14 protein-coding genes are annotated in these 18,331 nt (G+C 59.0%); 6 read left to right on the top strand and 8 right to left on the bottom strand.

Translation table 11 applies throughout. From position 1 onward, the window contains the following. Positions 1-7: 7 nt before the first annotated feature. The 5 genes from FHW68_RS06115 to FHW68_RS06095 form a co-directional block, all read right to left on the bottom strand. Complete coding sequence (locus FHW68_RS06115) at positions 8-994, bottom strand: alpha-ketoacid dehydrogenase subunit beta (RefSeq protein WP_095631287.1); 987 nt, start codon at positions 992-994, stop codon at positions 8-10. Next, positions 991-1,974 (bottom strand): pyruvate dehydrogenase (acetyl-transferring) E1 component subunit alpha, encoded by a 984-nt coding sequence (gene pdhA / locus FHW68_RS06110; RefSeq protein ID WP_183679346.1) that lies wholly within the window; start codon positions 1,972-1,974, stop codon positions 991-993. The genes FHW68_RS06115 and pdhA overlap by 4 nt, the downstream gene beginning before the upstream one ends. After that, positions 1,971-3,734, bottom strand: coding sequence for an acetate--CoA ligase (gene acsA / locus FHW68_RS06105; protein WP_183679344.1), 1,764 nt, complete (start codon positions 3,732-3,734; stop codon positions 1,971-1,973). Before acsA ends, pdhA begins: the two co-directional genes overlap by 4 nt. A 70-nt stretch (positions 3,735-3,804) precedes the next feature. Beyond that, positions 3,805-4,695 (bottom strand): universal stress protein, encoded by an 891-nt coding sequence (locus tag FHW68_RS06100; protein ID WP_095631290.1) that lies wholly within the window; start codon positions 4,693-4,695, stop codon positions 3,805-3,807. A 212-nt stretch (positions 4,696-4,907) separates the two neighbouring features. Beyond that, a complete protein-coding gene (locus tag FHW68_RS06095) occupies positions 4,908-5,405 on the bottom strand; it encodes a BCAM0308 family protein (RefSeq protein ID WP_095631291.1) in 498 nt (165 codons plus the stop codon). Positions 5,406-5,726: 321 nt separating this feature from the next. Between FHW68_RS06095 and groL the strand changes: the two genes are divergently transcribed. Together groL and ftsH are read left to right on the top strand one after the other, a co-directional pair. Beyond that, positions 5,727-7,343: a chaperonin GroEL gene (groL, locus tag FHW68_RS06090; protein ID WP_183679342.1), complete on the top strand. Its 1,617-nt coding sequence runs from the start codon at positions 5,727-5,729 to the stop codon at positions 7,341-7,343. 27 nt (positions 7,344-7,370) lie between these two features. After that, the gene (gene ftsH, locus FHW68_RS06085) at positions 7,371-9,197 is read left to right on the top strand and encodes an ATP-dependent zinc metalloprotease FtsH (protein ID WP_183679340.1); all 1,827 of its coding nucleotides are present in this window, start codon (positions 7,371-7,373) and stop codon (positions 9,195-9,197) included. 6 nt (positions 9,198-9,203) lie between these two features. Here the strand turns inward: ftsH and FHW68_RS06080 are convergent, their stop codons facing one another. Continuing rightward, entirely contained in the window at positions 9,204-11,585 is a 2,382-nt protein-coding gene (locus FHW68_RS06080) for a phosphoketolase (protein ID WP_095631294.1), read from the bottom strand. Positions 11,586-11,796: 211 nt separating this feature from the next. Between FHW68_RS06080 and FHW68_RS06075 the strand changes: the two genes are divergently transcribed. Both FHW68_RS06075 and FHW68_RS06070 read left to right on the top strand, forming a co-directional pair. Beyond that, positions 11,797-12,543 (top strand): cyclic nucleotide-binding domain-containing protein, encoded by a 747-nt coding sequence (locus tag FHW68_RS06075; RefSeq protein ID WP_095631295.1) that lies wholly within the window; start codon positions 11,797-11,799, stop codon positions 12,541-12,543. Positions 12,544-12,576: 33 nt separating this feature from the next. Next, complete coding sequence (locus FHW68_RS06070) at positions 12,577-13,560, top strand: zinc-dependent alcohol dehydrogenase family protein (RefSeq protein WP_095631296.1); 984 nt, start codon at positions 12,577-12,579, stop codon at positions 13,558-13,560. Here FHW68_RS06070 and FHW68_RS06065 read toward each other — a convergent pair. Beyond that, positions 13,550-14,470 (bottom strand): universal stress protein, encoded by a 921-nt coding sequence (locus FHW68_RS06065; RefSeq protein WP_095631297.1) that lies wholly within the window; start codon positions 14,468-14,470, stop codon positions 13,550-13,552. The genes FHW68_RS06070 and FHW68_RS06065 overlap by 11 nt on opposite strands. Positions 14,471-14,693: 223 nt before the next feature. Between FHW68_RS06065 and FHW68_RS06060 the strand changes: the two genes are divergently transcribed. Continuing rightward, entirely contained in the window at positions 14,694-15,257 is a 564-nt protein-coding gene (locus tag FHW68_RS06060; protein ID WP_095631298.1) for a GNAT family N-acetyltransferase, read from the top strand. 228 nt (positions 15,258-15,485) lie between these two features. Then, positions 15,486-17,294 (top strand): DAHL domain-containing protein, encoded by a 1,809-nt coding sequence (locus FHW68_RS06055; protein WP_095631299.1) that lies wholly within the window; start codon positions 15,486-15,488, stop codon positions 17,292-17,294. 180 nt (positions 17,295-17,474) lie between these two features. Here FHW68_RS06055 and FHW68_RS06050 read toward each other — a convergent pair whose 3' ends face one another. Next, the gene (locus FHW68_RS06050; protein WP_095631300.1) at positions 17,475-18,293 is read right to left on the bottom strand and encodes an aldo/keto reductase; all 819 of its coding nucleotides are present in this window, start codon (positions 18,291-18,293) and stop codon (positions 17,475-17,477) included. Positions 18,294-18,331: the final 38 nt, after the last annotated feature.

Here is an 18,331-nt window from a genome sequence, read left to right as displayed (position 1 = left end):
GACGTCATCACGCTGACGTTCCCTGGCACAGCTCATGCGCGGCCGCGACGATCGTCGACACTTGTGGCAATGCAGCCTCTTCGAGATGCCGGGGATAAGGGATCGGTACTTCGGCGCTGCACACCCGGGATGGCGGAGCATCCAGCTCGAAAAAGCTCTGTTCGACGATCCGCGTGATGATCTCGGCGGCCAGACTGCCGCTACGCCAGCCTTCATCGACGACAAGGGCGCGACGGGTTTTACACACCGAGGCCATGATTGCCTGGTCATCCAGAGGGCGCAGAACCCGCAGGTCGATCACTTCGCAATCAATGCCCTCCCCGGCCAGTTGCTCAGCCGCCGTCAGGGCCTTGCCGAGTGTGCCGCCGTAGGTGATCAGGGTCAGGTCGTTACCGACACGCCGGACCTTGGCGCTACGGATGTCCAGCGTCTCCCAGTCGCCTGTATCGCCCTCCATGTTGTAGAGCTGGGCATGTTCGAAAATCAGCACCGGGTCTGGATCCAGCAGCGCTGGCCAGAGCATGCCGCGTGCGTCTTCGAGGGTCGCCGGAGCCAGAATTTTCAGGCCGGGAATATGCGCGTACCAACCTTCCAGACTGTGGGAGTGCTGCGCGGCGAGCTGACGTCCCGCGCCTGTGGCCATGCGCACGACCAGGGGAACGGAGAACTGTCCGCCGGACATGTGCCTCAGGGCTGCTGCCGTATTCATCAGAGGATCGAGGGCGAGCAGGCTGAAATTCACGGTCATGATTTCTACAATCGGCCGCATGCCGCCCAAGGCGGCCCCGATACCGGCCCCCACGAAGCCCAATTCCGACAGCGGCGCGTCTCGAATGCGCTCGGGGCCGAACGCTTCAAGCAACCCCAGGGACACGGCATAGCTGCCACCGTAACGGCCGACGTCCTCGCCCATCAGAAATACCCGTGGGTCCCGCTGCAGCGCGTCGCGCAGGGCCTCGCGCAACGCTTCGCGATACGTCATGCGAGCGCTCATGATGCCGACCTCGAGGTGTAAACATCGTGAGACAAATCCTCAAGCGGTTCCAGGCTCCCGCTTTCGGCATAAGCGACAGCGGCTTCCACTTCAGCGTCCACCTCGGCCAGGATCTCCAGAAAACCGGGCTCGTCCAAAAGGCCTTCTGCCTTGAGTTGTGCACTGTAGGTATGAATCGGTCCGCGCGCCTTCCATTGCTCCACCTCAGCCTTGTCACGATACAGCTGCGGGTCGAACATCGAATGGGCACGAAATCGATAGGTGCGAAACTCCAGAAAAAAAGGCCCATGCCCCTCCCGGATATGTTTAACAGCGTCACAAGCGGCTTCGTACACCGCAATCACATCCATGCCATCGACGGATCGGGTATCGACCTTGTACGCCGAGGCTTTGGTACACAAATCGGTTTGCGACTGCGAACGCGCCAGGGCCGTGCCCATGGCATACAAGTTGTTCTCGCAGCAAAACAGCATCGGCACCTGCCACAACGCGGCCAGGTTGATGGACTCATGAAAGGCGCCCTCCGCCATCGCGCCTTCACCAAAAAAGCACGTAGAGAGACGCGATCCCCCCTGCATACGGTCGGCCAGCGCCAGGCCGACCGTGAGTGGCAAGCCACCGGCCACGATGGCATTGCCGCCGAAGAAACGTGTGCTGGCATCGAACAAGTGCATTGAACCGCCGCGTCCTCGCGAACATCCTTCCTGGCGTCCGTACATCTCGGCCATGATCGTCTTCATGGGCACACCCTTGATCAGTGCATGGCCATGTTCGCGATAAGTCGCGACCACCGCATCATCGGCAGCCAATGCATGCAAAACGCCGACGGCGACCGCTTCTTCACCGATGTACAGGTGCAGGAAACCACGGATCTTGCCCTCCCCGTACAACTCGCCGGCGCGCTCCTCAAGACGGCGGATGCGCACCATGTCCCGTAGCAAGTCGAGCGCAATATCCTGAGGCAACGATTGGAGACTCACGACGGATTCTCCAGGCTGGAAGTATCACCTTCAGGCAAACCCAGCTCCCGGGCCTTTAGCAGACGTCGCATGAGTTTTCCGCTACGCGTGTGCGGAAGTACCTGCACGAACTCCAGTTCCTTTGGCGCGACCACGGCACCGAGGCGCTTGCGTCCATGACCAAGCAACTCATCGTGCAGGGCCTGGCTGGCGGTGAAACCGCTCTTGAGCGAAATGAAGGCCTTCACGGTTTCACCCAGCAGTGGATCGGGCTTGCCAATCACCGCAACTTCGGCCACCGCCGGATGTTCCATGAGCGAGCTTTCAACTTCGAACGGACCGATCAGGTGCCCGGCCGATTTGATGACATCGTCGCCACGGCTAACGAACCAGTAGTAACCATCGGCATCGCGACGCACCAGATCACCACTGAGGTACCACTCACCGACAAAGCTCTGTCGATAACGCTCCTCCTGCCCCAGATAAGTCCGAAACATGGCGGGCCATGGCCGCTTCAGGGCCAGATCGCCGACCTCATTATCATCGAGAAATACCAGTGCACCGTCCGCGCCGCGCTCGACGATGGCGACCTCGACGCCTGGCAGGGGTTTGCCCATCGAACCTGGTTTGATAGCCATCGAAACGGTATTGGCAATCATGATTCCGCCCGTTTCGGTCTGCCACCAATTGTCGTGGATCGGCAGCCCCAGCACCTCTTTGCCCCACCAGACCGCCTCGGGATTGAGCGGCTCTCCGACGCTGGCAATAAAGCGCAGACACGCAAAGCGATGGCTGCGCGCCAATGCGTCGCCCGCTTTCATCAACAGGCGGATTGCCGTCGGGGCCGTGTACCAGACCGTTACCCGTTGTTGTTCGAGAATCCGGTACCAGCGTTCGGCATCGAATTCGTTGCCCTCGACCACGCTGGTAACACCCAGCAACAGCGGCGCGAAGATCCCGTATGAAGTCCCCGTGACCCAGCCCGGATCGGCGGTGCACCAATAAATATCTTCGGGGTGCAAATCCAGCGCGTATTTAGCGGTGACACGGTGAGTCAGCGTGGCGCCGTGGACATGCAACACACCTTTGGGAGTGCCTGTGGTGCCGCTGGTGAAGTGTAAAAGTGCGGGACTGTCGACCGTTGTCCGGACGATGTCGAAAGTGTCATCGGCTTCGGCCAGCAGTCGATGCAAGCTGTGGGCGCCCTCCACAGCCGTCGTATTCCCACCCTCTGCGTCATACAGCAACACATGTTTGAGTGTCGGCAAACGTTGACGAATAGCCGCAATCTTGCGCCGATAAAGCGTTTCGCTGGTTAGCAGCACGCTGCATTCGCCAAGCCGCATGCGGGTTTCTATGGGCTCAGGGCCGAACGCGCAGAATAACGGTGAAACCACGCAACCGAGCTTCAAGCCTCCCAGCACGCCCAGATACAGTTCCAACCCTTGGCCGCAGAGCACAAACACTCGTTCGCCGGGGGCCACGCCCAATTTTTTGAGCACATTGGCAAATCGGTTGGTCTGCGCACTCAACTGTGCGTAGCTGATGTCGCGGTGCCCGCCATTGCGATCGAGAATGCGCAATGCCGTATGTTGGCGATTCCCGCCCATTGCATGCCGGTCCACCGCCTCATAGGCAAGGTTCAAACCGCCTCCCGGCAATCGGGCCAATTCGTCTGCTTCCACCTGCCACGAAAAGGCTTGGCGGGCTTGCTCGCTTTCCAGCCAATTGGGCGTAGTCGGCAAATCGGCGATTGTTTTTTTGATAATCGGCAAATGCATGTGATTTACCTCGTCGATACAGGGCTATTGCTCACAGCCAGTGGCCAACTTCAATGATGCCGGTCCGCCCTTAGACGGCCAGAACGCTGCAAGGCACCTGATACAGGATATGTTCGGTCGTGCTGCCCACAAGCTTGTTCAAGCCGTGAGACTGGACCCTGCCCATCACGATCACATCCACGTGTTGCTCAAAGGCGAACTCACTCAGCGCCGAGACGGGATGTCCCAGGATGAAATGCCGACGGTCAGACGGCACACCGTATCGACCGGCCAACTTGAGAAACGATTTCTCCAGGGTTTTACGCATCTGCCTGGTCAGTTCCAACAGCGTCAGACCGCCACCGCCCATATCCCCCAGATAGTCTGTCGAAGTGTCGCAGGCGTACAGCAGATGCAACTCGGCATCACACTGCAACGCGAGCCCGGTAGCCTGCTGGATAATCCGCTCATTCAGCTCGCTGTCTGAAGGGTCGGTATCGCTAGCATCAACCGCCGCCACCACCTTGCGCGGCAAGGCATGGCCACTGGCGCCCACCAGATAGACCGGAATCGGACAGTGGCGCAGCAGGTGCCAATCCTGAGGAGTGAAGAGCGCGCGCTTGAGCGCTGACTCATGCTGAACTTCCTTGATCAACAGGTCGGGCTGCATTTCCGTGACGTGATCAAGAATGTCCTGCTGCAGGTCATCGGCCCAGGCCACCTCCGTCGTCACTTCGATCCCCCGACCACGGATATTTTTTGCCTGACTCTGCAGCCAATCGCGATGATCCTGCAGGTAGCCCTCCCGAGCCGTTTCCCGCACGCCCTCTTCCAGCAGCGACAGAATGTCCAATGACTTTATCAAGGCAACTATGTGCAACGTTGCCCCGCTGGCCTTGGCCAGGGCCGCTGCATGATGTATTGCAGGCGAGTGGCGCAGGGCCGGGTTGATGATCAGTAATAACCGTTGATACTGGCTCATGAGCTGACTCCAGACAGGTGGCTTTTCAACGCCTGCACTGCCTGTTGCGGGAGGCAGCCGTTGCGTGCTCGCTGGGTCAAGCACCAGCGTTAACTTCAGACTCCTCCGTCGGGGTCTCCCTGGCGTTGATATAGATCAAATACCTGCGCCAAGGCAGGCTGCCCGCATCACTCAGCCTGGAAGCGATAGCAGTTGGTGCGCACCTGCTGGTTTTATTCATCACGAGTCCAGCTGACGCTCAGCCCGTACTCGTCATCGTTGTACTGATAATCGGCATGTCCTTTGAAAGCCGCTTCAATTGCATGACCCAGGCGGTTCGCGAGATGGATACCGGTGGTGGTCACAATCAGCGCACCGTCCGAGTCGGTCAGGCTGATGAGGCGCTCCAGGGCATGCTCCGCTTTTTCCTGTTCCTCGGTATTTTTGATCAGGTTGATGATTTCATTCAGATGCTCAAGCAAGAAGCTGCCCGATAGCGTCAGCGTACCGGCAGGCTTGCTGTCACTGATACGCCGGCATGCAGGGCAGATCATCGATTGCGCGTCATGAATCACCGTGTTTTCAGGAATCTTCCAGGTCCAGTTACCCGCCTGATAAGCGGCTCCACACTGCGAGCAGATGGCAGAACCTTCGACTCGCGGCAAACAATACGGATCATGCGCCGGGGTTTTGAACAGCTTGTTTTTTTGACTCTGCTGATACTTGTCCATGGTCTTTTCCTCACAAATGTCCTGGATAAAAATCCCACGCGAAGCCGTGTTTTCAAATCGCCCCTCTTCCCGCGGCACCCACTGAAAACACCGTGAATTTCAAGATTTCATTTGGACCCGGTTCCTCGTTGCACAGGTTGATAATTGTCAATTCGTGCCAACAACCGACGGTCGGTCATCCGTGCGGAGGGTGCTCCGTATACTGGCATTCGAGGGGGCGGCAAGGTTGTGACTTTGTTGATAAAAGTCAACGCCGCACGGGTTACTTCATAGAAGCTGCAAGGACATACTTGTTGTAGAACTGCTCAGGAGAGCAACCTGATGGCTCACACCAAAATCCTGTTTCGTGCTACCGCTCGCGAGAAAATCCTGTGCGGGGCAACACAGTTGGCGGACGCGGTTCGAGTGACCCTTGGGCCGAAATCGAAATCGGTGTTGATTCAGAATAAATGGGGTAATCCGACGGTCTGCAATGATGGCGTGACGATTGCCAAACGGATCGACCTGCTGGATCCCGAGGAGAACCTGGGTGCCCAGATGCTGCGTCAGGCGGCGGAGCGCACCAGCGAGGCGGTAGGAGACGGGACCAGTACATCAACGATTCTGGCCCACGCAATCCTGGCTGACGGAATACGCAACGTCGTCGCGGGTGCCAGTGCAATCGACCTGAAACGCGGTATGGACCGCGGGCTTGCTCTGGTCATGCAATCGCTGGTCGCCCAATCGCGCCCGGTCAGCACACCAAAGGAAAAGATCCAGGTCGCCACGCTTTCGGCGCATAACGACGCTGTCATCGGTCAGCTGGTTGCCGACGCTCTGGAGAAGGTCGGCATTGAAGGTGTGGTCAGTGTCGAGGAGTCCAAGACCACTGAAACAGTGGTCGACGTGATGGAAGGGATGCGCTTGGACCGTGGTTATGTCTCGCCCTACTTCGTGACGGACGCAGAGAAGATGCAAGTCGAACTCGATGATGCCTACCTGCTGCTCTGTGATTATAAAATCGGCGCACTCAAAGACCTGCTTCCATTGTTAGAGTTAATCGCCAAAAGTGGACAACCGCTGGTCCTGATCGCAGACGACATAGAAGGTGAAGCGTTGACCACGCTGGTGGTCAATCAGATTCGGGGCGTATTGCGGGCGGTGGCGATCAAGGCGCCAGGCTTCGGTGATCGACGCAAGGAAATGCTCCAGGACATTGCGGTTCTGACCGGTGCAACCGTGATATCCAATGAAACGGGCATCAACCTCGAACAGGTCGAATTGAGCCAGTTGGGACGAGCGCATCGGGTCGTTGTGCAGAAAGACAGCACGGCGCTGATCGGGGGGGCGGGTAAACGCGAGGCTATCGAGGCGCGTCTGCAGCAGATCCGTGCGCAAATGGACAGTACCACCAGCGATTACGACCGTGAAAAACTTCAAGAGCGACTGGCCAGGCTCTCTGGCGGAGTCGCGGTGATCCGGGTCGGAGCCCCTTCCGAAGCCGAGATGAAGGCACGTAAAGATGCCCTGGATGATGCGATTTCAGCGACCCGCGCGGCAATTGCCGAAGGCATTGTTCCCGGCGGCGGCCTGGCCCTGCTCAAGGCTGTGCCGATTATCGCGGCCGAGGAGGCCAACCACGAGGGGGACGTCAAGACTGGGCTGCAGATTCTTCGCCGTGCCCTGGAAGCGCCGGCCCGGATCATCGCCGAGAACTCGGCGGTGGATGCCGGCGTGGTCGTTGCGCGCATGCTCGCGGAACCGGGAAACACTGGCTTCGATGCGTCTGCCAATTGTTATGTCGACATGTACGAAGCCGGTATCATTGATCCGACCAAGGTGGTGCGCATCGCCCTTGAAAATGCCGTCTCAGTGGCCAGTATTTTGCTGCTTACCGAGGCGACCCTGACTGACATTGAACAAAAGGAATCTCCTGCCCAGCCACCGTTTCCTGAATGATCGGCATGACGTGAGTAGCCCAAGGCCATGAAAAAGAACGAGCAGTGGAACCTGTCCTACTTCGCGATCGCTTTTATCGTGCTGAGCCTCATGCAGATATTCTTTGGCGAGCGCCAGGCCGTGCAGCCCCTCCCGTACAGCCAGTTTCTGCAACTGTTGAACGAGCAAAAAGTCAGTGATTTGCGGGTCGATAAGGACCAGATCAGCGGCAAGTTGCATGAGCCCATCGACGGACGCGAACGGTTCTCCACCGTGCGAGTCGATCCGGCGCTGGCGACCGAACTCTCTCAATCGGGCGTCGGTTTTACCGGAGTCACTGAAAATACCTTTATGAACAGCCTGTTGGGCTGGTTGTTGCCGTTTGTCCTGATTATGGTGTTCTGGCATTTCCTGTTTCGCGGGATGGCGGACAAACAAGGCCTTGGCGGGCTGATGAATGTCGGTAAATCCCGGGCCAAGGTGTTTGTCGAACGCGACACCGGGGTCACCTTCGCCGATGTCGCGGGCATCGACGAAGCCAAGGCCGAGCTGGTGGAGATCGTCTCGTTCCTCAAGGACAAGGCCAAATACGCACGCCTGGGCGCGCACATTCCCAAGGGCACCTTGCTGGTTGGCCCGCCAGGCACCGGCAAGACCCTGGTGGCCAAAGCCATTGCCGGTGAAGCCGGTGTGCCGTTTTTTTCGATCTCCGGTTCCGAGTTCGTCGAGATGTTCGTCGGCGTCGGTGCCGCCCGGGTCCGCGACCTGTTCGAGCAGGCCAGGCAGGCGGCGCCCTGTATCATCTTCATCGATGAACTGGACGCGCTGGGCAAGATGCGCGGCGTCGGTACGCTGGGCGGCAATGACGAAAAGGAACAGACCCTCAACCAGTTACTGGCCGAGCTGGATGGCTTCGATCCGCGCGAGGGCGTGGTGTTGCTGGCCGCGACCAACCGGCCGGAGGTTCTCGATCCGGCGTTGTTGCGGGCCGGGCGCTTCGACCGGCAGATTCTGATCGACCGCCCTGACCGCAAAGGTCGGGAGGCCATCCTCAAGGTCCATCTCAAAAAAGTCATTGTGGAGCCAGGGCTCGATGGTGCGCGTATCGCCGAGATCACCACTGGTTTCACCGGCGCCGACCTGGCCAATCTGGTTAACGAAGCGGCCATCGTCGCCACTCGACGCGGCGCCGAAGCGGTCAGCCTGAACGATTTCACCGCAGCGGTGGAGCGCCTCATCGCGGGGCTCGAACGCAAGAGCAGCCTGCTCGATCCCGACGAGCGCCGGGTGGTGGCCTATCACGAAATGGGGCATGCCCTGGCCGCCAGTACGCTGCCGGCGATGGACCCGGTGCATAAAGTGTCGATCGTGCCCCGCGCCATCGGCTCGCTCGGCTATACCCTGCAGCGACCGACCGAGGATCACTTCCTGATCAGTTGCCAGACGCTCAAGGACCGGATTGTCGTGCTGATGGCCGGACGTGCCGCCGAAGACCTGGTCTACGGCCAGATTTCTACCGGGGCCGCCGATGATCTTGTCCGTGCGACCGATATCGCCCGGCAACTGATCACCCGGTTCGGCATGAGCGCCGAACTCGGACAATCGGTGCTGGAGCGGCAAAACGCAACGTACCTGGGAGACCGCATGGCCACGGTGGGCGAGAAGGATTATTCGGAGCAGACCGCCCGGGAAATCGACCTGGGTATTCGCGCCCTGCTCGATGAAGCCTACCAACGGGCCAAGGCATTGCTGCAAAGTCGTCGGGCCGACCTGGATGAGGGGGCCCGCCTGTTGCTGGAAAAGGAAACCCTCACCCCTGAGGAATTCCCGCCACTGATGCCGCTCAAGCCGGCCCCGGCATTACCGAAACTGTGATCCCCATCAAGCCCGGTTATCCGGCGTCGGCGTCCATTGCCACTGCATCACTTCGGGCATGTCTTGCCCGTGTTCGATGAGATAAAGCTTGTGCTTCTCCATCGTCGCCCAGTAACGCGCCCGGGCAGTCTGGAGCTGATCGTGCAGCCTGGGCACGCGCTCGATGACATCCAGCGCCAGCTGATATCGGTCCAGGTTATTGAGCACCGCCATGTCGAACGGTGTGGTGGTCGCCCCCTCGTCCTTGAAGCCGCGAACATGAAAATTTTCGTGATTGGTGCGCTTGTACAGCAGTCGGTGGATCAGCGCGGGATAGCCGTGGAAGGCGAAAATCACGGGCCGGTCGACGGTGAACAGTTCATCGAATGCGTTGTCCGGCAAACCATGGGGATGGTGGTACGACGGTTGCAGGACCATCAGGTCGACGACATTGATCACCCTCACCCGCAAATCCGGCACGTATTCGCGCAGCAAGGTGACCGCGGCCAGGGTTTCCAGGGTCGGCACGTCGCCGGCACAGGCCATGACCACGTCGGGGTCGCTATCGTCCTGGCAGGCCCAGTCCCACCGTCCGATGCCGACCTGGCAATGACGAATCGCCGCATCGATATTCAGCCATTGCCACTCCGGTTGCTTGCCGGCCACGATCACGTTGACGTAATTGCGGCTTCTGAGGCAATGATCGGCTACCGACAAGAGGCAATTGGCGTCGGGCGGCAGATAGATCCGGACCACGTCCGCGGTCTTGTTCGCCACCAGATCAATGAACCCCGGGTCCTGATGGGAAAAGCCGTTATGGTCCTGGCGCCAGACATGGGACGTGAGCAAATAGTTGAGCGAGGCAATGGGTTTGCGCCATGGCACTTCAGCGGCGGTTTTCAGCCATTTGGCATGCTGGTTGAACATCGAGTCGACGATGTGGATGAACGCCTCGTAACAGGAAAACAGCCCATGCCGGCCCGTCAACAAATAGCCTTCGAGCCAGCCTTCGCACACCTGTTCGCTCAAAATCTCCATCACCCGGCCATCGGCCGCCAGATTGACGTCGTCGACGCCCAGCGGCTCCATCCATGCCTTGAGGCTGACTTCATACATTGCATCCAGACGGTTCGAGGCGGTTTCGTCCGGACCGAACAGACGAAAATTGCTCGACGCCAGGTTGGCTTTCATCACATCTCGCAAAAATGTTCCCAGCACCCGTGTGGCTTCTGCACGCAGACCACCGGGAACCTCGACATTCACCGCATAATCGGTGAACCGCGGCAGCTCCAGCGATCGCAACAGCAGCCCACCGTTGGCGTGGGGATTGGCGCTCATTCGCCGGTGGCCGGTCGGCGCCAGGGCAGCGATTTCGGGCAGCAAGGTGCCATTGGCGTCAAATAGCTCGTCAGGTCGGTAGCTGTAGAGCCATTCCTCCAATTGGCGCAAATGCGTGTGTTGCTGGAAATCGGCCAGCGGGACTTGATGCGCGCGCCAGGTGCCTTCGACCCGACGACCATCGACGAATGTCGGCCCGGTCCAGCCCTTGGGCGTGCGTAACACCAGCATCGGCCATAACGGCCGTTCCGGTGTCCGGGTTTGCGGCCGTTGGCGCGCGATCCGCTGAATTTCCCGAATTTCCAGCACCATGGTGTCCAGCGTTTTGGCCAGCGCTTGATGAACCTCTGCCGGATCATCGCCCTCGACGAAATACGGGTCGTAGCCATAGCCATACATCAAGGCCGATAACTCTTCCTCGCTGATGCAGGAGAGTACGGTCGGGTTGGCGATTTTGTACCCGTTCAGATGCAAAATCGGCAGCACCGCCCCGTCACGCGCCGGGTTGAGGAACTTGTTGGAGTGCCAGCTGGCCGCCAACGTCCCGGTTTCGGCCTCGCCGTCGCCAATGACACACGCCACCATCAAATCCGGATTATCGAACGCGGCGCCGTAGGCATGGGCCAGGCTATAGCCCAGTTCGCCGCCTTCATGGATCGACCCCGGAATCTGCGCTGAAACATGGCTGGAAATGCCGTAGGGCCAGGAAAACTGCCGAAACAGTCGGGTCAGACCGTTGGTGTTGCACCCCACCGACGGGTTGAATTCGGTGTACGTCCCTTCCATGTAGGTCTGGGCCACGACCGCCGGGCCGCCATGCCCGGGGCCGGCGATGAAGATCATGTTCAGGTCGTGGGTCGTGATCAGGTGGTTGAGGTGCGTGTAAATCAGGTTCAACCCCGGCGTCGTACCCCAGTGTCCCAGCAGCCGTGGCTTGACATGCGCCAGTGTCAGCGGCTCCTTCATCAGCGGGTTGTCCTTGAGGTAGATCTGCCCCACCGCCAGATAATTGGAGGCCCGCCAGTAGGCATCCAGTCCTTCCAGTTGCTCGGCACTCAAAAAATCGTTCATGACGTTCTCCGCGAGGGGCTCGGTATACCGATAAACATGCGCCAATTCTGGGAGTCTGCAACGGGCAAGACTTGATTTACATCAAGTCTTGCCCCGGCCGCCCCGTCTCGATGAGAGAGAGCCTTTTCCCGCTCGTCGATTGCCTTTGTAAACGCCCGATTGAAGTTGCGATTCGAACTATCCTTTACCCCACTGTCAGGGGGCTACGGCGATGCCCGAAATACGGCCATATCAACATCATTATCTGAAGGCCGCGTGCTCCAACTGCAGCGTCCTGGAGTTGTGCCTGCCGATCGGCTTGACCGGCCAGGAGGTCGAGCGGCTGGATACCCTGATCGTTCAGCGGGTAAAGGTTAAAAAAGGCGCAGCCCTGTACCGGGCCGGTGATCCGTTGCGTTCGCTGTATGCGGTACGTATCGGTTCATTCAAGACCAGCATGCTGTCGGTCGACGGCCGCGAGCAAGTGACCGGTTTTCAGATACCCGGCGAGATGCTCGGCCTGGATGCCATCAGTGACGATCGGCACGCCTGCAGTGCTTTTGCCCTGGAGGACAGTGAAGTCTGCCCCCTGCACTACGCACAACTGGAGAAACTCGCCCACGAACTGCCCTCACTGCAACACAACATGAACAAGCTCCTGAGCCGGGAGATCGTGCGTGATCACAACTTGCTCATGATGATGGGCAACATGAACTCCGATGAACGCCTGGCGGCCTTTCTGTTGAACCTGTCGCAACGGCTGAGCATTCGCGGGTACTCGTCCAGCGACTTCGTGCTGAAGATGCGCCGCGAAGAGATCGGTTCGTACCTGGGCCTGCGCCTGGAAACCATCTGTCGGGGCATCGCTCATCTGCGGGATCTGGAATTGGTCGAGATTTGCGGGCGTAACGTCAAAGTCCTGAATCTGGATGGGCTCAAGCAATTGGTCGCCGGCTGTCACCGACAGTCGCCTACCTGACCCCCCAGGTGCATCGGCTTTTGGAGAATCGTCATGCGCGCCATGGTTTTGCATGCCCCCGGCCAGCCACTGCAACGGGAAGAGCGCGCTATCCCCAGCCCTGACGCGCACCAGCTGTTAATCAAAGTCCTGGCCTGTGGCGTGTGCCGCACCGACCTGCATCTGGTGGACGGTGAATTGCCGCAAGCGGTGCTGCCGCGGGTACCGGGCCATGAAATCGTCGGTGAAGTGACGGCGGTGGGGGCCAACGTTGCACCCGACTGGGTGGGCAAGCGCGTCGGCGTTCCCTGGCTCGGCTGGACGTGCGGTGAGTGCACATTCTGCCGCTCGGGCCGGGAGAACCTCTGCGATCGCGCCCGGTTCACCGGCTGTCACCTGGATGGCGGCTATGCCGAGTTCACCGTTGCCGACGCCCATTTCTGTTTCCCCATCCCGGACGCGCTCTCGGCCGCCGAAGCCGCACCGCTGCTGTGTGCCGGGCTGATCGGTTTTCGCGCCTTGCAAATGGCCAAAGGGGCGCATCATCTGGGTCTTTATGGCTTCGGCGCGGCGGCGCATCTGGCGATTCAGGTAGCACGGGGCCGGGGACAGCAGGTGTATGCCTTCACCCGACCGGGCGACAGCGAGGGTCAGGCCTATGCCCGAACCCTGGGCGCCGAATGGGCTGGTCCCTCGGATCAACCGCCGCCGCACCCGCTCGATGCCAGCCTGATCTTCGCCCCCGTCGGTGCGCTGGTGCCGTTGGCGCTGGAAGCCACCGTCAAGGGTGGCTGTGTGATTTGCGCGGGCATCCACATGAGTGACATCCCCAGCTTCCCCTATCGCCTGCTATGGGGCGAACGCAGTGTCCGTTCAGTGGCAAACCTGACCCGCGAGGACGGCACGGCGTTTTTTGCAGAGCTGCGTCATACGCCTGTCCACAGCGATGTGACCTGTTTCGCCCTGGACGATGCCAATCAGGCACTGGCAAGCCTGCGGGCCGGTCAGGTCAAAGGCGCGATTGTGCTCATCCCCTGACACGCGATCCCGGCTGTTTGACCGCCAGAATGCTACCCGGCACCGAGTAAAGCGCTCGCTCCGTGTTGCTACCAATCAATCGATCGAACCCCGTTCGATGCACGGTGCCCATCACCACCACATCGACCAGATATTCCTCGACAAACTCACTCAGCACCGGCGCCGGCAGGCCCATGATGAAATGCCGGCGCTCCGGTGGCACGCCATAGCGATCGGCCAGGCTGACAAACGCCTGGTGCAGGGATTGCCGCAATTCCTCCACTAAGTCTACGTTCCACCCGCCACTGACCAGGGGCACATCGCCATTGAAGGCCGCCGACAAGTCATACGCGTACAACAGATGCAGCGGTGCATCGCATTGCAGGGCCAGTGCATTCGCCGATTGAATGATGGTGTCGTTGAGGCCGCTGATTTGCGTCGAGGGGTCGAACGGGTCCACCGCCGCCACGATCCGGTGCGGCAAAGCATGACGGGCCTGATTGACCAGATGCACCGGCACTTGGCATTCGCGCAGCAGGTGGCAATCCAGAGGGGTGACGAACACGCGCTTGAGCAGCGGCTCCAGCGTGACATCCTTGACCAGCAGGTCGGGCTTGAGATCTTCGACGCACCTCAGGATGTCCAGCAATGGATGAGTGGTGAAGACCACTTCCACGCTTACTTTCAGCCCCTCACCGCTGAGGCGCTGAATTTCTTCCGCCATCCAGCGGCGATATCGGCGCAGATAGCGCTGGTACGCTGCCTCATCGGTTTTTTCTTCCCACAAATGGATGATCGGGGCCGGTTCAATGAACGCCCGCACATCCAGAATCGCGCCGCTGACCTTGGCGAGGGCAGCGGCGCGCTGCAAGGCCGGAGATTGGTACAAGGTTCGGTCGGCGATCAGCAACACCCGTTGATAGTGACCCATCACACACCTCGATTCGGTGCCGGTCCAAAGCGCCGGTATGTTCCCAGACTGCGCTCGTTATCCCCTGCCCCGGTTGATTTACATCAGATGCCAGCGTTTGAGCCTGCCTGTCACGAGTGTCTGATCCAGATCAGATTCAAGGGATGCCAGTGGCGTAAAAAGAAAGGAACCGCGTGGTTGGTTGCCACACGAGAGCCTTTCAACCCGGATGGAGGATTGCATCATGCTCACTGTTAAAGACCACAATGACCGAGCGGCCGCCGTCTACGCCGCCGTCTCCGGACAGTACTGGATTGAAGCGCTCAAAGACGGGCGCCATGTGCTGATCCGGCCGCTGAAAGAAAAAGACCGGGAGCGTGAATACGCCTTTATCAAGCACCTGTCCCCGGAATCGCGGCATATGCGCTTTCTGGCGCAAGTCAATGAGCCCGGCACGGCCATGCTCGACCAGTTGATGGATGTCGACGGCAAGAAGCGGTTGGCTTACATCGCGCTGATCCACGACAACGGCAAACTGGTTGAAATCGGTATCAGCCGCTATGCCGCCACCTCCGACAACGAGTGTGAATGCGCCGTGACGGTCGCCGATGAATACCAGCATCTGGGCCTGGGCACGGCGCTGATGGAGCATCTGATCAAGGCCGCGCGCAGGAATGGTTTCCGTCAGATGTATTCCATCGACGCCGCCAACAATGCCCCCATGCGCGATTTGGCCAAAGGCTTGGGCTTTGAGACCCGTCACGACCCCGATGACAGTCGTCAGGTCATCCATAGCCTCTCTCTGTAAAACAACGCCCCTGGGCGTCATTGAATCCGCCCGGGGGCGTTTCAACATTCAGGGCTGTCACAAAGGGGGCGCCTTGCCATTCGGTGTTTTTTTCAACGGTGTCCACCAACAACGCTAGGCTTACAAACAATGTGGTGATTATCGCCATTTTGCAGGGAGCGCAAAAATGGAAATCATTGACCGTTGGCAAAACCTCTCTCTCAAGATGGCCTGGGGAGGAATGCCGCAATGAAGCTTTCCAATCATTACAAATGGACGGCCCTGGGCGCCATTGCGCTGACCCTTTTCAGTGTATTGATATTCTTGCTGATCAAATCCTATTCCCATGACACATCGACCTACTTCGAGTCGCGCGATTTCGTTCGCCAACTCAAGCAGTTCGATGCCAACTGGAACGTGAAAATTCTGAGAGCAAAAATCGGCATGAACAACAATCTGCTTCTGGTGGCGCATCCTGAAGCAGAGCAACGATGGCAGCAGCTCGACGACCTCAACGCTGCCGGCCCGCTTTCGAACCTTTGGCAATCGCGACGCCAGGGGTATCTGGATGCAGTGGAAAACAAAACCCGATTGGTCGAGCAATTCAAACAGCACAACACGGTATTGCGAACTTCACTGGATGCCCTGCCCGAACAGGAAGATGACATTCAGGCATTGCTGGACAAGAACAGCCACCAGGATGTGATCGCCGCCTCAAACGTATTCGATCTCACATTGGCAACCCTTGAGTACGCTCTTTATGTCTCCCGTAACAAAGCCGACGAGATCGCCCGTCAATTGAACGAACTCAACGAATACATCGGTCAACTGCCCCTTGATCGGCGCCAGCCTTTTACTGCATTTGTCGAACATGTGAATGCCATTGTTCGAGAACAGCCCATCGTCAATGACCTGCTGGATCGCATCAGTGTGATTCCGGTCGCACAGCAACTGGACAGCATCAACGAGTTATTGAACGAGACACAACGGCGCGCCGGTGCGACATATCGCCAATATCATCTTTATCTCGGAATATGCGCCGGCATCATGGCGCTGCTGCTGTTGTATCTGGCCGGCCGCCTGATTCGCAGTTATGCCGTGATCAACAAGATGAACAACGAGTTACAAACGGCAAACGAGCGGTTGGAGCAACGCGTCGAGGAACGCACCCGCGAATTGCTCGAAGCCGAGCGCGAACTGGTCGATGCCGCACGAATGGCCGGCATGGCAGAGATCGCAACCAATGTGTTGCACAACGTTGGCAATGTACTGAACAGCGTTAACGTCTCCGCAGATTTGATTACCCGCAAATTGGCGGTCAGCAAAACCCTGGGCCTGGGTAAAGCAGTCAACATGATGAACGAGCATGCCGAAGACCTGGGGCAATTCATGACCTTCGATGAAAAAGGCAAACTGCTTCGCGGTTACCTCAATCAACTGGTCGACTCCATCGCGGCCGAGCAATCGAGCATCGTTGATGAACTGTCACAACTCACCAACAGCATCGATCACATCAAGGACATCGTGTCCACTCAACAGGCCTATGCCGGGGCCGCCAGGCTGGTTGAGCCGTTGAGCGTCGTCGATCTGTTCGAGGATGCGTTACGCATGAACTCCGGCGCGTTGAGTCGGCACCATGTCGTCGTCACCAAGGACTACCAGGACACGCCGACGATCATCGGCGACAAACACCGACTGCTGTTGATCCTGATCAACCTGATCAGCAATGCCAAATATGCGATGTCCAAGATCAGCGACCGTCAGCGCCATATGACGCTGGGCATCAAGATCGTCGATAACGTAACGCTGCGCCTCAGCGTGGAAGATCAGGGCGAAGGGATCGCCCCCGAGAACATGACCCGCATCTTCAATCACGGCTTCACCACGCGCAAGGAAGGCCACGGCTTTGGCCTGCACAGTTGTGCGCTCGCTGCGGTGGAGATGAACGGGCATCTTCGCGTCCATAGCGACGGACCGGGTCACGGAGCGGTTTTCACCCTGGAGATTCCGCTGGAGACTGCCGACGCATTGCCGGCAGCTGGAATGTCAGTCAGTTAAGCCACTTCAGCAGCGACGCACTCCTTGTAGCAGCTGGCGAAGCCTGCGTTCGGCTGCGCAGCAGTCGTAAACCCTGAATGCGCGGTGTGCCTGACGAACAGCAGTGCCCGATTTCACGACTGCTGCGCAGCCGAACGCAGGCTTCGCCAGCTGCTACAGATGCGTTATTCGCCAACGGGCCTACCTCACCAACGCCATCAACTGTTGACGCTGCGCATCCGTGAGCATCGGGCCAAAACCGGCACCAGCGTTTTCCGCCATGTAGCGCGGGTTGCTCGTGCCTGGAATGACACAGGTGACCGCCGGATGAGCCAACAGGAACTTGAGCGCCAATTGCGCCCAGCTATTGACCTCCACTTGCGCAGCCCACCCCGGCAGCGGTGTGCCTTTCAATCGAGTGAGCAAGCCACCGCCGCCAAACGGCCGATTACAGATCACCGCCACACCGCGTTCGCGACACAGCGGCAGGATGCGCTTCTCGACGCCGCGGTCGTCCAGGGCATAGTTGATCTGCAAAAAGTCCATCGGCTCGGCTTTCAACACGGCCTCCACTTCGTCATACGCCGACGCCGTGTAATGAGTGATGCCGATGTAACGGATGCGCCCTTCTTTCTTCCATTGGCGCAAGGTGGGCAGGTGGGTTTTCCAGTCCAGCAGGTTGTGAATCTGCATCAGGTCGATACGGTCGGTCTGCAACAGCTTGAACGACTGTTCCATCTGCGCGATGCCTTCTTCGCGACCACGGGTCCAGACCTTGGTGGCCAGAAACGCAGGCGAACGAGGCCGATGGATCGACAGCAATTCACCGGTCGTCTGCTCGGCGCGCCCATACATCGGTGAGCTGTCAATCACCGTGCCGCCCTTCTCGAACAATGCACTGAGCACCGCGGGCAGTTGCTTGTAAGCGGCGTCGGACGGCGCGACATCAAAGCCGCGATAGGTGCCCAACCCGACCATGGGTAACGGCTCGTTGCTGGAAGGAATGGCTCGGGTCAGCATGTTCTTGCCTCCTGTTTCCGTCGACGGCACCGATGCAG

The organism is Pseudomonas sp. Tn43 (genome assembly GCF_014192635.1).
Lineage (GTDB): Bacteria > Pseudomonadota > Gammaproteobacteria > Pseudomonadales > Pseudomonadaceae > Aquipseudomonas.
This window is presented reverse-complemented; position numbering and strand designations above follow the sequence as displayed.